The organism is Halosaccharopolyspora lacisalsi, from assembly GCF_014137975.1.
In the GTDB taxonomy this organism is placed as follows: Bacteria; Actinomycetota; Actinomycetes; order Mycobacteriales; family Pseudonocardiaceae; genus Halosaccharopolyspora; species Halosaccharopolyspora lacisalsi.
In genome coordinates this window covers 779,577-793,133 of the sequence record NZ_JACGWZ010000002.1, presented here as the reverse complement: position 1 = coordinate 793,133, position 13,557 = coordinate 779,577, and the positions used below count along the sequence as shown (strand labels likewise).

The 13,557-nt window shown below is 68.9% G+C and carries 13 protein-coding genes and 2 pseudogenes; 9 read left to right on the top strand and 6 right to left on the bottom strand.

Annotation, left to right across the window (positions count from 1 at the left end; all coding sequences use genetic code 11):
* Nucleotides 1-1,469 (bottom strand): FUSC family protein (locus FHX42_RS11520; protein WP_182544190.1); only part of this gene is annotated, 1,469 nt, incomplete at its 3' end.
* A gap of 46 nt (nt 1,470-1,515) precedes the next feature.
* Between FHX42_RS11520 and FHX42_RS11515 the strand changes: the two genes are divergently transcribed.
* Together FHX42_RS11515 and FHX42_RS11510 are read left to right on the top strand one after the other, a co-directional pair.
* Complete coding sequence (locus FHX42_RS11515; RefSeq protein WP_182544189.1) at nt 1,516-2,064, top strand: MarR family winged helix-turn-helix transcriptional regulator; 549 nt, start codon at nt 1,516-1,518, stop codon at nt 2,062-2,064.
* Between the two features lie 111 nt (nt 2,065-2,175).
* Complete coding sequence (locus FHX42_RS11510; protein ID WP_182544188.1) at nt 2,176-2,973, top strand: IclR family transcriptional regulator; 798 nt, start codon at nt 2,176-2,178, stop codon at nt 2,971-2,973.
* A 75-nt stretch (nt 2,974-3,048) separates the two neighbouring features.
* On the opposite strand, the pseudogene FHX42_RS27810 reads toward FHX42_RS11510, so the two are convergent.
* Nucleotides 3,049-3,546, bottom strand: a pseudogene (locus FHX42_RS27810) (MFS transporter); the annotation flags it as partial.
* Nucleotides 3,547-3,709: 163 nt separating this feature from the next.
* A pseudogene (locus FHX42_RS27805) lies at nt 3,710-4,145 on the bottom strand (MFS transporter); the annotation flags it as partial.
* Between the two features lie 578 nt (nt 4,146-4,723).
* On the opposite strand from FHX42_RS27805, the gene FHX42_RS11500 reads away from it, so the two are divergent.
* Nucleotides 4,724-6,247: an acyl-CoA synthetase gene (locus FHX42_RS11500; protein WP_182544187.1), complete on the top strand. Its 1,524-nt coding sequence runs from the start codon at nt 4,724-4,726 to the stop codon at nt 6,245-6,247.
* 51 nt (nt 6,248-6,298) lie between these two features.
* Here FHX42_RS11500 and FHX42_RS11495 read toward each other — a convergent pair whose 3' ends face one another.
* On the bottom strand, nt 6,299-6,769 hold the full coding sequence (locus FHX42_RS11495; RefSeq protein WP_182544186.1) for a MarR family winged helix-turn-helix transcriptional regulator: 471 nt from the start codon (nt 6,767-6,769) through the stop codon (nt 6,299-6,301).
* Nucleotides 6,770-6,881: 112 nt separating this feature from the next.
* On the opposite strand from FHX42_RS11495, the gene FHX42_RS11490 reads away from it, so the two are divergent.
* From FHX42_RS11490 to FHX42_RS11480, 3 genes are read left to right on the top strand one after another with little or no spacing between them, the layout of a single operon-like run.
* Complete coding sequence (locus tag FHX42_RS11490) at nt 6,882-7,793, top strand: SDR family NAD(P)-dependent oxidoreductase (RefSeq protein ID WP_182544185.1); 912 nt, start codon at nt 6,882-6,884, stop codon at nt 7,791-7,793.
* Nucleotides 7,790-8,680: an amidohydrolase family protein gene (locus tag FHX42_RS11485; RefSeq protein WP_182544184.1), complete on the top strand. Its 891-nt coding sequence runs from the start codon at nt 7,790-7,792 to the stop codon at nt 8,678-8,680. The genes FHX42_RS11490 and FHX42_RS11485 overlap by 4 nt, the downstream gene beginning before the upstream one ends.
* 43 nt (nt 8,681-8,723) lie before the next feature.
* Nucleotides 8,724-9,206, top strand: coding sequence for a MaoC family dehydratase (locus tag FHX42_RS11480; RefSeq protein ID WP_182544183.1), 483 nt, complete (start codon nt 8,724-8,726; stop codon nt 9,204-9,206).
* 29 nt (nt 9,207-9,235) lie between these two features.
* Here the strand turns inward: FHX42_RS11480 and FHX42_RS11475 are convergent, their stop codons facing one another.
* Nucleotides 9,236-10,114 carry a polysaccharide deacetylase family protein gene (locus FHX42_RS11475; RefSeq protein WP_182544182.1) on the bottom strand — a complete coding sequence of 293 codons (879 nt, stop codon included), beginning with the start codon at nt 10,112-10,114 and terminating at the stop codon, nt 9,236-9,238.
* Between the two features lie 25 nt (nt 10,115-10,139).
* The gene (locus FHX42_RS11470) at nt 10,140-11,105 is read right to left on the bottom strand and encodes an asparaginase (RefSeq protein ID WP_182544181.1); all 966 of its coding nucleotides are present in this window, start codon (nt 11,103-11,105) and stop codon (nt 10,140-10,142) included.
* A gap of 222 nt (nt 11,106-11,327) precedes the next feature.
* On the opposite strand from FHX42_RS11470, the gene FHX42_RS27390 reads away from it, so the two are divergent.
* From FHX42_RS27390 to FHX42_RS27380, 3 genes are read left to right on the top strand one after another with little or no spacing between them, the layout of a single operon-like run.
* Complete coding sequence (locus FHX42_RS27390; RefSeq protein WP_328796050.1) at nt 11,328-11,825, top strand: hypothetical protein; 498 nt, start codon at nt 11,328-11,330, stop codon at nt 11,823-11,825.
* A complete protein-coding gene (locus FHX42_RS27385; protein ID WP_328796049.1) occupies nt 11,762-12,994 on the top strand; it encodes a UvrD-helicase domain-containing protein in 1,233 nt (410 codons plus the stop codon). The genes FHX42_RS27390 and FHX42_RS27385 overlap by 64 nt, the downstream gene beginning before the upstream one ends.
* Nucleotides 12,949-13,551, top strand: coding sequence for an ATP-binding domain-containing protein (locus tag FHX42_RS27380; protein ID WP_328796048.1), 603 nt, complete (start codon nt 12,949-12,951; stop codon nt 13,549-13,551). Before FHX42_RS27385 ends, FHX42_RS27380 begins: the two co-directional genes overlap by 46 nt.
* Nucleotides 13,552-13,557: the final 6 nt, after the last annotated feature.

Genomic DNA, 13,557 nt, shown 5'->3' with positions numbered 1-13,557 from the left:
ATCAGCGCGTTGCGCAGCCGTATCGGCTGGATCGGATCGGCGGCGCTGAGCTCGCGTACGCGCACCAGGGCGCGGTGCACCCGGGCCAGCCACGCACGATTGGGCAGCATCCACGCCACCGCCACTGCGATGGCGGCACCGAGCAGGGTGGACCACAGGCGGTCGGTCGCCAGCTCCCCGGGCGGCATGGGCGTGGCGAGTGCGCTGACCAGCAGGGCGACCGGGGTGGCGAAGAGTAGCCCGAAGGAGTAATTGATCAGCACGGTCATTTCCGCGCCCCACTGCAGTCCGGCCATCAGGAGGATGATCACCCACGGTGCGGGGTCGGCGGTCAGCAGGCTCAGTCCCACGAGCACGCCGACGAGCGTGCCGATCCCGCGCTGCACCATGCGGGGAACCGAGCTGGAGGTGCTGGTGGCCTGGAGGACCGAAACCGCCGAAACCGCCGCCCAGTAGGCGTGGCCGATACCGAGCAGGTTGGCCACGACGCCGGCGATGAAGGCGGCCACACCCACGCGCAGCGCGTACGGCACCAACCAGGTGCCCGCACGCCTGCCGGGAGCGAGTGCGGCGCCGATGACCTCGCGAGCCACCTGCCAGCGCGATGTCGGGGCGGGGACGACGGGGGAGTCCCGCCCCGCGAGGACGAGATCGCGAAAACCCCGGCCCCGACGGAGATCGTCGGCCGTCGCGCGCACTTCCTCGGCGGTCACGCTCGTGGCGTGTTCCGGACTCAGCAGAGCCTCGCACGTCTCGGTCGCTCGGACGAGGTCGAGGTGGGGGCGGCCGTCCCGGTGCTTCCGGCCGACCAGGGCCACGCTGTTCCAGGCGTTTTCCACCGCCACCGAGGCACGGTGGCGCGTGGTCAGGTCGGGACGTGCCGCCAGGTGGACCGCCGTGGCTTCCAGCGCGGCCGAGACGGTCCTGAACTGGGGGTTCAGCCCGGTGACCACGGCACCGGCGCTGCTGACGGCCCAGGCGAACGCCGCGCTGATCGCGGCCGTGGCCAGGTGCGGGCCGAGGTCGGCGGAGGACAACGACAGATGCGCACAAGCCCCGGTGGCGAAGGCGAAGATCAGGCCGCCGGGGGCACCGAGTTTCACGGCGGTGCCGGCCGCCGTGGTCACGGCTCCCACGGCGGCCGTGGCCAGCAGCGCCACCGGCTCGTGCCAGGCGTGCCCGCTGCCGAACACCGCGATCACGTCGCCGATCGCGACGGCCAGAACCATCGACACGGCCACCGCGGCCAGTGTCCTGGTCTGCTGCCGGTAGGGCTCGCTGCGGGCGTAAACGCTGGTCAACGCTCCGAACACCGCACCGGCCACCAGGTCCAACCGGTCCAACTGGAGCAGCAGAACCAGTGGTACCAGCATCGACAGGAACGCCCTGGCGGCCGGCCAGGCGAGCGGGCCGCGTTTGCGCACGTGAAAGGTCTGGCGGAGGTCGCGAGTCAGCACGGTACTGGGCACGTTCCCATATATTACACAAGTGTTTTACTAGTGGTATATTGATGAGATGAAACGAACACCCGACCTCATCGAGACGGCCAAGTCGCAGTGGCAACAGGTGCGCCCCGATCTCGACGTCAGCAGCATCGACGTGGTCGGGCGCGTGCTGCGCGCCGCCGCGGTGCTGCGGCGGCGACTGGACGTCGCCGTGGCCGACGAGGGGCTCAACCGCGCCGAGTTCGACCTGCTCTGCGCCCTGCGTCGGACCGGTTCCCCGGTGACCCCGGGCCGGCTCAACGAGCTGACCGTCTCCTCGGGAGCTGCCACCACCAAGCGCGTCCACCATCTCGCCGAGCGCGGTCTGCTGGAACGCACTTCCGACGGGCGGGACAGGCGCAGTGCGCGCATCGTGCTCACCGAACAGGGCGGCGAGGTCATCGACCGGGCCTTTTCCCGGGACGTCGCGGCCCAGGGGCAGTTGCTCGCGGCGCTGAATCCCGAGCAGCGTGACTCCCTGGCCGGTGGTCTGGCCGAACTGCTGCACGCGTTGGAGGGGTCGGTCGATTCCGCGGCTCTGGACACCGGAGGCCGTGACGTCACGGCCTCCGGTGAGTGAGAACCGCTCCACCTCGCCGGGTGGCACCCGATCCTCGAGTGCGCTGGGGCAGTGGTGCGCGTCATGAGTCAAGTCAGTGCGGCGTTCACCTTGAGGGAATAAGGTTCTCTTGTGAAGAACAAGCCACCCTATGCGCTGGCGTCCGTGGACAACGCGCTGCTGCTGGTCCTGATGTTGCGCGATCACGGAAGTCTGCGGGTCAGCGAAGCCGCCGAGGAGCTGGGCATTGCCCGCTCAACGGCGCACCGCCTGCTGTCGATGCTGGTGTACCGGGACTTCGCGGTCCAGGACGACCGCCGCACCTACGTTCCCGGCCCGGCGCTGGCCGCCAGCAGGGTGGCCGGGCAGCCGCTCCAGCAGCTCCGCCGGTGTCTCACTCCGCATCTGGACGCGTTGTGCCAGCGGGTCCAGGAGACGACGAACCTCATCGTCCGGGTCGGTGTTCAGGTCCGGTTCCTGGCCAGCGTCGAGTCCACCCAGGTGCTGCACGTGGTGGGCCGGCAGGGCACGATCCTGCCCGCCCACCTGACCTCGGGTGGCAAGGCCCTGCTGGCCGAACTGGGGTCGGAACAGCTCGAACGGCTCTACGTCCCACCGGTGCCGGCATCGACCGGCATCACCGCCGAGGACGCGGAACCGTCGCTGTCGCAGAGGTCGTGGACGGAGTTGCTCCGGGAGTTGGACACCGTTCGCGACCACGGCTACAGCCTCAACATCGAGGGCAGCGAAGCGGGCGTGTCGGCGGTCGGCGCCTGTGTCTACGGTACCGCGGGGAGCGCACTCGCGGCGGTCTCGATCTCCACCCCCTCCGCGCGGTTCGACAAGCAGCGCATTCCGGTGCTCGTGCGGGAGCTCAAGGCCACGGTCTCCCAGGCCCAGGAGGACCTGCGGTCCCTGCCGCAATCGTGAACGGTTCTCCACGGTCTCGGGAGCACTCCGGGGTCGGTGGTGTGACGGACGTGGACACAGCCACAGCAGGATGCCGGCCACGACGGCGGCGAGGGTGAACACGAGGAAGTTCGAGTTCACACCCAGGCCCGCGGCGAGCAGCGAGCCGCCCATCTGCGGAGCCGCGACCGCACCGACGCGTCCCACGCCCGGTGCCCATCCCAGGGCGGACCCGCGCAGGTGTGGTGGGTAGTGGTTGGCCACGGCGGCGATGATCAGGCATTGGGTCCCGTGAGTACCGACACCGGCCAGCATCAGCAGCAGGTGGGTGACCGCGTTGGGCGGATGGGTCGTGATCAGCGCCAGACTCGCGCTCGCTGTCACGGCCGCGGCGATACCGGTGGGCAGAGGGCCGAAGCGGTCGCCGGCCCACGCGGTCACCAGTGACCCGGTCACCGCACCGAGGTTCAGGGCCAGCAGGCAGCCCGGTGAGGAGCCCAGGTCGAACCCGGACTTCCGCATCAGTTCGGGCAGCCAGGTGGCCAGTCCGTACCAGGCGAACAACGTCGCCAGTGTGGCCGGGGCGAACAGCATGCTGGCCCGGAGGTGCCCCGGTTGGAGCAGACCACTGGTTCCCCGGCTTTCGGAGGAGGTGTTCGTGTCGTGGTTGTCCGGTACGAGTCCGAAGCGGTGCTCGACCTCGTGGGCGCGTTCGTGCTGTCCTCGGGCCCCGGGAGCGGTAGTGGGCGGCCGACTCCGGCAACAACAGCCAGCACAGCGGGAGCCCGATGATGATGCCGATCAGGGCCACGGCGAACATGCAGCGCCATCCGAAGAGCGGGATGGCCCACATGCCGGTGACCGCCGCGATGCTGCCGCCGATCGGCACGCCGGACATCAGTGTCGAGACCAGCGACCGGAGCCGGGGTGGCACGAACTCGGCGGCGAGAGCGTTCGCCGAGGGCACGAGACCGCCGAGTCCGATGCCGGCCATCAGTCGGAACGCGCCGAACACGGCGGGTCCGGTCGCCAGCGCACAGCACCGTGAACACCGAGAACCACGCCGTGCAGGCCAGGACCGTGCGGCGGCGTCCGAGGCGGTCGGCGAGCGTGCCGGCGGTCAGCGCTCCCACGAGCATTCCCGCGAAGGCCAGGCTGCCCAGCAGCCCCGCGCCCACTGGGGTGAGTCCCCAACTCGGTTCGTCCGGCAGTGCCGGCAGCACGGTGCCGTGGACGATGAGGTCGTAACCGTCGAACACGACGATCGCCCAGCACAGCGCGGTCACCGGCAGGCCGGCGCGGCGGGTCCGCCGTACCGGCGCGACCGGGGAGGTGTGGTCCGTGACATGTCCGTGAACGGTGGGGATCGCTCGACCCGAAGAGAACGCGAAAGCATTCGGATTCTGCCTTGGAGAACAGCAGTCACGGTGGGTTGCGGTGGCATTACCGCAGTAAGCGAAGATCGCCGTGGAGAGTGATTCCGCATACAAGAATGGCGAGAACGATTGCTACCGCTTTTGTGGTGCCTGTTCGGCCCCCCGGCCGCTCCGCGCTGGTGCGCGGTGCGCCGAACTCCCCGCCATGCGTGCCCCGTGGACGGGAACAGCTGTGATCCGCACTCCGCGGGGTTGGTCTACCCGTCAAAATCATTGACACTTTCAATGGTTGATGCTGCACTGTGATTTGCGGCATCACTGGTGGCGGATCCGCGCCGGGATGGTCCGGCGGTGACCCTCTCCGGCGATCGCGCTCCCGCTCGAGGAGGTAGATCATGCTCAACGAAGGCGTGGGGTCCTGGGCCTACCGACGGGTTCGGTCGGGTGGGCAGCGCACGGCGATCACGTTCCGGGACGAGAGCTGGTCCTATGCCCAGCTCGCCGACCGAGTGACGCGGCTGGCCCACGTGTTGCGGGGACTCGGCGTCGGCAGGGGTGACCGTGTGGCGCTGTCGAGCATGAACCATCCGTCCTACCTGGAGGGACTGTTCGCCGCCGGACTGCTGGGCGCGATCTTCGTCCCGCTCAACGCCCGCCTGACGGCTCCGGAGACCGCCTTCTCCCTGCGGGACTCCGCGGCCTCGGTGCTCATTCACTCCGCGGGGGTGTCCGAAGTCGCCGCGGACGCCGCCGAGCAGGCGACGACGCCCCACCGGATCGTCGTCGACGGTGCTCCGGACGCCGGCGCGGTGGGCTACGAACAAGCCATCGCCGAGGTGGGGGCGGAGCGCATCGACGAATCCGTGCGCCACGACGACCCGTGTTTCATCATGTACACCTCCGGCACCACCGGGCGTCCCAAGGGAGTCGTGCTCACCCACGGCAACATCGTGTTCACCGCGATGAACGCGGTCGTCGACCTCGATCTGGTCAGCGACGAGGTGGCGCTGGTCTGCGCCCCGCTGTTCCACACGGCGGCGCTGGACTTCGTCGCGCTGCCCACCCTGCTCAAGGGCGGCACCGTCCACATCGAGGAGGGCTTCGACGCCGAGCGCGTGTTGACCGTGATCGAGCGCACGGGCGTGACCTACATGTTCGGCGTGGCCACGATGTTCGACGCGCTCAGCGAGCACCCGAACTGGACCTCGACGGACCTGTCCTCGATACGGCGTGTGATCGTGGCCGCCGCTCCGGTGCCGCCGCGAACCCTGCGCACCTACACCGATCGCGGGATCAAGATGTGTCAGGGCTACGGGCTCACCGAGACCGGCCCGGGCGCGCTCGTGCTCACCCCGGACCAGGTCGAACGTAAGCTCGGGACCGCCGGGGTGCCCCACGTGTTCACCGACGTGCGCGTGGTCGACTCGGACGGTGAGCCCGCCGGGGCGGGGGAGCGGGGCGAGATCCAGATCTGTGGTCCCAACGTCATGCGGGAGTACTGGAACCGGCCGGATGCCACGGCCGAGGCCTTCACCGACGGGCGGTGGTTTCGCTCCGGGGACGTGGGGGTGGCCGACGAGGACGGCTTCGTCACCATCGTCGACCGGATGAAGGACATGATCATATCGGGCGGGGAGAACGTCTACCCCGCCGAGGTGGAGGCCGCGATCCTCGAGCTCGCCGGTGTCGCCGGTTGCGCGGTCTTCGGCGTCGCCGACGACAAGTGGGGAGAGGTCGGCCGTGCCGTGGTCACCCTCGCCGAGGGGGCCGAACTGTCCGCCGCCGACATCGGCGAGCTGCTGGAGGGGCGGCTGGCCAGGTACAAGATCCCGAAGTCGTTCGTGGTCGTCGACGAGATCCCGCGCAACGCCAGCGGAAAGATCCGCAAGAACGAACTCCGCGAGCGCTACGCCGCATAGCCCACGTACGCGCCACGGTGGTTACCCGATTTCGCGCGAAACCGGGAATGCTCACGCGTCCCGGGCCTGTGCCTGCGGCTCTCCGGAGCTCGTGTCGGAGAACGCGATCTCCCGCAGCAACAGGCGGAGCTCGTCGAGTCGTTCCGGTGGCACGTGGTCGAAATGGCCGTTGTAGGCCCGATCGATCCGCTGCTGGGCATCCTGAGCGACCCGGTGACCCACGTCGGTGGCACTGATTATCTTGTTTCTGCGGTCGGCCGGATCGGGGGTGCGGTGGACGAGGCCGCGTGACTGGAGCTCGTCGACCAGGGCCACGATCTGGCTGGGATCCAGGGCCATGATCGCGGCGAGTCGCCGCTGGGTCATGCCCGCCGTCTCCTCGCAGGCGAAGGTCAGCACCGAGTAGGAGCGAACTCGAAGGTCCAGTGGTGCCAACGCTTCGCTCACCGAACGTGCCACCACGCCACTGGCGCGGGACAGCAAGAAGCCGAGGTCGTCGGCCAGTGGGCGTTGTGTACTCACCTGAGGTCCTCCTGTTCGCGACACGAACATCGTACCATGCTTCAATTATTGACAATCTCAATGGTAGTTGATTGCATCTAAATTGTCTCGCATCCGACTCGGGAGCAACTCCATGGATCTCGCCAACAAGGCCGCGATCGTCACCGGCAGTGGCCAGGGCCTCGGCCTGGCCTGCGCCCGTGAACTCGCCCGTCGCGGCGCTTCGGTGATCGTCAACGACGTCGACCGGCACACGGCCGACGCCGCCGTCACCTCGATCACCGGGGAAGGCGGCACCGCCCACGCCGTCGTCGGCGCCGTGGGCAGCACGGAAACCGCGCAGGCGCTGGTCGACGGTGCGGTCGAGCGGTTCGGTCGCCTGGACGTCCTCGTGACCAACGCCGGCGTCCTGCGCGACAAGGTCGTGTGGAAGATGACCGACGACGACTTCGACCAGGTGCTCGACGTCCACATGCGCGGTACCTTCACCTGCGTTCGCGCCGCCGCCATCAGGATGCGGGAGCAGGGAGAAGGAGGCCGCATCATCTGCGTCGGATCCCCGGCGGGCCAGCGCGGCAACTTCGGCCAGACCAACTACTCGGGTGCCAAGTCCGGAATCGTCGGCATGGTGCGCACCTGGGCCATGGAGCTCGCCAGGGCCAACGTCACCGTCAACGCGGTCGTGCCGGTCGCGGCGACCTCGATGACCGAGACCGTGACCTTCCTCAAGCCCTACGTCGAGGCCGTGAACAACGGCGAGGAGCTGCCCCCCTTCGCCCGCAGGGAGCTCGGATTCGGGCGACCGGCCGACGCCGCCGGAGTCGTGGCCTTCCTCGCCGGTGACGGAGCAGCCGAGATCACCGGGCAGGCCATCGGCATCGGTGGGGACCGCCTCTCCCTGTGGTCCCACCCGGACATGACCGTCACGGCTCACCACGACGGCGGCTGGGACGCCGAGGCGATCACCCGCCAGTGGCCGGAGACCTTCGCCGAGCACCTCGAGTCGGTCGGCGAGCGACTTCCCGAGGAGGCGACGGCGCAGTGAGCAAGTACGAGTACGGCATCGACGTCGAAGGCATCACCGCGCTCGACGTCCACACCCACGTCGAAATCGACGCCCGCGGGCACAAGTCCCTCGACGACGACCTGATCGCGGCCTCGGAGAAGTACTTCAAGTCCGGCCAGGAGCGGACTCCGAGCCTGGACACCATGGCCGAGCACTACCGCGAGCGCAACATGGCCGCGATCGTGTTCACCGTCGACGCCGGGGCCGCCACCGGCCACCCCGTCAACTCCGTCGAGGAGATCGCCGAGGGCGCCGCTCGCCACAACGACGTGCTCATCCCCTTCGGTTCCGTGGACCCCTGGCAGGGCAAGCTGGCCGTCGAGCGCGTGCGCACGCTGGTCGAGGAGTACGGGGTCAAGGGATTCAAGTTCCACCCCAGCCTGCAGGGGTTCGAACCCAACGACCGCGACTTCTACCCGCTGTACGAGGCCATCGCCGGGTGCGGGGTGCCCGCGCTGTTCCACACCGGCCAGACCGGCATCGGTGCCGGACTGCCCGGCGGGCACGGCATCAAGCTGCGCTACTCCGATCCGATGCTGCTCGACGACGTCGCCGCCGACTTCCCCGAGCTGACGATCGTCATGGCGCACCCGTCGGTGCCCTGGCAGGACTCCGCGATCTCCAGCGCCTCGCACAAGCCCAACGTCCACATCGACCTCTCCGGGTGGTCGCCCAAGTACTTCCCGTCCCAACTGGTCCACGCCGCCAACAGGGTGCTGCGCCACAAGGTGCTGTTCGGCTCGGACTTCCCGGTCATCCAACCCGACCGCTGGATGAGCGACTTCGAGAAGCTGGAGATCTCCGACGAGGTCCGCCCGTTGGTCTTCAAGGAGAACGCGCTGCGCGTACTGGGGCTGCGCAGCTGAAATACCCGGACCGTGCAGCAGGTTCCTTCCCGAGGGAGAAGTCATGTCCACCGAGACCGCATCGAACACGATCACGCTCGATTCGTTGGCCGCGCTCCGGGAGCTGGAGGGCGAGTCGCTGGGCACCAGCTCGTGGTTCCGCGTCGACCAGCAGCGCATCAACGTCTTCGCCGACGCCACCGACGACCACCAGTGGATCCACACCGATCCGGAACGCGCCCGCGCCGAGAGCCCCTTCGGTGGTCCCATCGCCCACGGCTACCTGACCCTGGCGCTGCTCATCCCCATGTGGGAGGAGGTGCTCACCGTCACCGGCGTGACCACGAAGGTCAACTACGGGCTCAACAAGGTCCGCTTTCCCGAGCCGGTTCCCGCCGACGGCCGCGTTCGCCTCGACGCCACGCTCAAGCAGTACGAGGAGTTGGCCCGGGGCGGCGTTCAGGTCACGGTCTCCGCGACGATCGAGCTCGAGGGCAGTGACCGCCCCGCTTGCGTCGCCGAACCCGTCTTCCGCATGTTCGAGTAGCCGAGCCGCAGCGGAGCCGACCGGACCGCTCACCCGAGCGGGTGTCGTCGGGCGAAGTCGGTGGCGATCTCGTCGAAGGTCGCCCACCGGACGCCCTCGTGGCCGTTGATGTACTCGATGAGCCGCTCGTGCATGAGCAGGACTTGGGGGCGTGCCGACACGTCGGGGTGGATGGTCATGGTGAACACCGCGTAGTCGTGCTCGCGGTGGATCCAGTCGAACTGGTCGCGCCAGAGCTGCTCGATGTCGCGCGGGTTGACGAAACCGTGGCTGTTCGGGTTGCCCTTGATGAACAGCATCGGGGGCAGGTCGTCGAGGTACCAGTTCGCCGGGATCTCGATGAGTTCGGTTTCCCTCCCGCGCACGAGGGGTTTCATCCACTCCTGCGCAGGACGCTCGTAGTCGATCTTCGTCCAGGAGTCGCCGACGCGGACGTGGTACGGCCGGCAGTCGTGATGCATCAGCGAGTGGTCGTAGGCGATGCCGCGACCGAGCAGGAGCTCGTTGGTGATCTCGCTGAACTCCCACCACGGCGCGACATAACCGGTGGGCCGGGTGCCGGCGCGCGTGGTGATGAGATCGATGCAGTGGTCGAGCACGTCGGCTTCCTGCTGGCGGCTCATGGCGATCGGGTTCTCGTGGCTGTAGCCGTGCAGGCCGATCTCGTGGCCCGCGGCGACGCAGGCGTAGAACTGCTCGGGAAACGTCTCGATCGAGTGACCGGGCCAGAAGAACGTCTGGGTGATGCCGTGGCGGCGGAACAGCTCGACGAGCCGGGGCACGCCGACCTCACCGGCGAACAGTCCACGGGAGATGTCGTCCGGCGAGTCCTGCCCACCGTAGGAACCCAGCCAACCGCCGACCGCGTCGACGTCGACTCCGTAGGCGACGAGGATCTGCTTGCTCATGAGTCCTCCACTGGGACGGATCCGGTTACGCTGCGAGCCACCGCCGGATCAGCTCTTCGGGGGAGTGCGGGGCACCGGCCAGCGCGACGGCCAGCAGCATCCGCGCCTGCCACGGGCTGAGGTCCTCCCCGAACAGCGCGCCGGCCTCGGCCAGATCCATCCCACCACCGCCCCGGTACATCGGCACGACGGGACCGGAAGGCACTCGCGAGCACACCAGGACCGGGACCCCGCAGTCGCGTATCGCCCCGACCAGGGTCGGATTCGCGTTGCCCGCTCCGAAAGCAGCCAGCACCAACCCCTCGGATCCGGCGTGGAGAGCACTGCGCAGCAGGGTGTCGTCGGCCCCGACGTAGAGCGGGATGACGTCGACCCGGGGTAGTGCCTCGGCGGTCACGTCGAGAGGTAGCGCGCTCGGACGGGCCGCCGGTGCCAGTGGCTGGACTCGTCCTCCCGCGAGCCGCAGCACGGGGCCTCGTCCCGGGGCGGTGAACCCGCGCGTGCTCAACGTGTCCACTTTGGTCGTTCCGCGAGCGGGATGCACCCGGCCGTCGAAGGACACGAGCACGCCGCGTTCCCGCGCGAGCGGGTCGGACGCCACCAGCAGCGCGTCACCGAGATTGGCCGGTCCGTCCGGGGCAGCGTGGTCGAGCGGGCGTTGGGCCCCGGTGAACACGACCGGTCGGGGGTCGTCGTGGGCCAGCGCCGTCAGGAAAGCGACTTCCTCCATGGTGTCGGTCCCGTGAGTGACGACGACTCCGTCGACACCGTCTTTCAGCGCGTCGTCGATCCGGCGAAGCAGCGCGAGCAGGTCGGGCCACTGCCAGGCGAAGCTGCCGACCGTGGCGGCGTCGGTGATGCTCACCCGGCAGTCCGCGGGAACGGTGGTCGTGGCCAGGATCTCGGCACCGGTCGCTGTGGCGCGGTGTCCCCCGGACTCACGGCGACTGGCGATGGTGCCGCCGGTGGCCAACAGCCGGACCAGAGACACGAAATCACCTCCATCGGCTCCGGCGAGCACCTGCGAGCTTAGACGGGCTGCGGGGGCTGCTGCCACAACAGGAGAAAGATCCGGTGAGCGTCGCGCGATCGGGAATCCGGGGAACCGGTCGCGAGTCCACGAGAACGCGAAGAAATCGGGAAAGCGCGTGTATTATCGATACGCGAAAGAAAATACAAGTTCTTTTTCTATTTTGTCAGATGCGAGGCGGCCTTGTCGAATTCCGATTTCGAAGCCGAGTTGGCGGCCGAGCGCGAGTACGTCGCGTCCCTGTACGGCAAGCTCGACTCCGAGCGGCTGGATGCGGCGAGAGCACTCGACGAGGCGCTGCGCGACACCACGGCCGAGCCGGAAGCACGGTGGCAACGACAGGTGTCCGTGGATCGGTCGTCCGAGCGGCTGCACGCACTGCGGGGCGCCGACAACGGTCTGTGCTTCGGTCGAATCGACGACGAGGCGGGAAACACCGCCCATATCGGTCGAATCGGTTTGTTCGACGAGACGAACGGGTGCGAACCGCTGTTGGTCGACTGGCGGGCCCCGATGGCTCGTCCTTTCTACAGCGCCACTATGGCCCACCCGGAGGGCCTCGCACGTCGGCGTCATCTCCGCACTCACGGGCGCGCGGTCACGACCTTCACGACGACGTGCTCGACGCCGACGGCGCCGAGGAATCGCAGGGCGCCGATGCGGCGCTGCTGGCCGCGCTGAACGCTCCCCGCGAGGGCACGATGCGCGACATCGTCGCGACGATCCGGGCCGAGCAGGACGAGATCATTCGTCTCGACCACGACGGGGTCCTGGTGATCGAGGGCGGTCCGGGGACCGGCAAGACCGCCGTGGCGCTGCACCGGGTCGCCTACCTGCTCTACGCGCACCGGGATCGACTCGCTCGGCGGGGTGTGCTGGTCATCGGGCCGAACGCGGGCTTTCTCGACCACGTCGGCGATGTCGTGCCGTCGCTCGGTGAGACCAGCGTCGTGCTCGCCGCACCGGGTGACCTGTTTCCGGGGGTGCGGACCGCCGTGGAGGACGAGCCGCGCACCAAGCGGGTCAAGGGTGACCTCGGCATGGTCGACGTGCTGGCCGCGGCCGTCGCCGATCGCCAGGAAGTGCCGGAGAACGCGATCCCGATCGACCTCGACGACGTCGAGATCACCGTGGACGCCCGGATCGCCGCATCCGCTCGGCGGCGCGCGCGGGAGACCGGGCTGTTGCACAACGACGCTCGCGAGGTCTTCCGGGAACGGTTGATCGAGGAGTTGGTCACCCGAGCGGTGCACGAGATCGGCCGGGGATGGCTGGGCCGGGACGACACCGAGATCCGTGCCGAGATCGCGGCCGACGCACGAGTCGAGCTGAAGACGAGTTCGCAGGTGAGCGACGTTGTCGATCGGCTGTGGCCCCACCTGACGCCGCAGCGCCTGCTCGTCGAGCTGTTCACCTCGCACGCGCGCATCGAGACGGCGGCGACCTCGCTGGACGAACGGGATCGTGGGGCCCTGTACCAGCGGGAGGGGGACGCCTGGACGGTCTCGGACGTCCCGCTGCTGGACGAAGCCGTGGAATGGCTGGGCAGGGACCGTGGAGCCGAGGAGCGAGCGGAACGCGAGCGCCGCGAGCGCGTCGAGTACGCCGAAGGCGTGCTCGACGCGCTGGACACCGACGAGGAACTCGACGGTGAAGTGCTGCGTGCCGTCGACCTCGTCGACGCCGAGACGCTCTCCGGGCGGAACACGGGGCGGGATCGACGGGCCCCGCCCAGCGCGCGGCCGACGACCGCGAGCGGACCTACGGCCACGTGGTCGTGGACGAGGCCCAGGAGCTCTCCGAGATGGACTGGCGGATCCTCCTGCGTCGCTGCCCGGGCAAGTCGATGACGATCGTGGGCGATCTCGCCCAACGGCAGTCCGCCGCGGGTGCGCGCACCTGGGCAGCGATGCTCGACGCCCACGTGTCGCGTCGTTGGACCTACCGTGAGCTCACGGTCAGCTACCGGAGCACGGCGGAGATCATGGCGGTGGCCGCCTCCGCGCTCGCCGAGACGGAGACGTCGGTGACGCCGCCCGAGTCGGTGCGCAGCAACGGGCTGTGGCCCTGGACGCAGGAAGGAAGCGCCGACGATCTCGCCGCCACGGTGACCGAGGTGGTGCGCGAGCTTCCCACGCCCGGTTCACTCTCGGTGATCGATCCGGAGGGTTCGCGGCTCGATGTCGCAGTCACCGCCATCACTCCGCGTGAGTCCAGGGGGCTGGAGTTCGACGTCGTGGTCGTGGTCGAGCCGCAGCGCATCCTGGCGCACCCACCGAGCGGAGCGGCGGAGCTCTACGTCGCGCTGACCAGGGCGACGCAGCAGGTGGTCGTGGTGCACGGCGAACCGTTGCCTCCGGCGCTGGAAGAAGCGATCCGTGGCCGTGCGCGACAGCACGGTCGGTGAGCGAGC